Raw genomic sequence first — 446 nt, forward strand, 5'->3', positions numbered from 1 at the left:
ACTGGAAATAAAACCGTCGATGATAACAGGGCATCCGTGTGCAGCTGCACCGAGAATCAGCCCCGTCAATCCGCCGATTTCATAACCCCCGACTTTGGAGAGCACATCCAGAGGATCATGCGCATGCGGTTGATTGACTTGTATAGCCTGCTCCACGACGTTAATCTTATGTATCAGCCGCTCATCGGTTACGCCAGTTCCTCGTCCCACAACCTCAGAGGGTTGTTTGCCTGACAGAACCGAGAAGATCGCGGCGCTTGGCGTTGTATTCCCAATGCCCATCTCACCGGTCACGAACATCTGCGTCCCCTGGGAAGCCAGCTCTGCCGCTATCTCTGCTCCGGTTATGATGGATTGCAGCGCTTCCTCTCTGGTCATGGCCGGTCCTTTAGCCATATTGGCGGTTCCTCTGCCAATGTTCCTTGAGAGGAGCTTCTCATGGTTCA

General features: G+C 54.0%; 1 protein-coding gene. It reads right to left on the reverse strand.

Annotated elements, in window-relative coordinates; genetic code table 11:
* On the reverse strand, positions 1-446 hold a 446-nt coding region (locus C3B52_RS35905), incomplete at both ends, for a nicotinate-nucleotide--dimethylbenzimidazole phosphoribosyltransferase (RefSeq protein WP_164685094.1).

Source organism: Brevibacillus reuszeri, from assembly GCF_002897295.1.
Taxonomy (GTDB): Bacteria; Bacillota; Bacilli; order Brevibacillales; family Brevibacillaceae; genus Brevibacillus; species Brevibacillus reuszeri_A.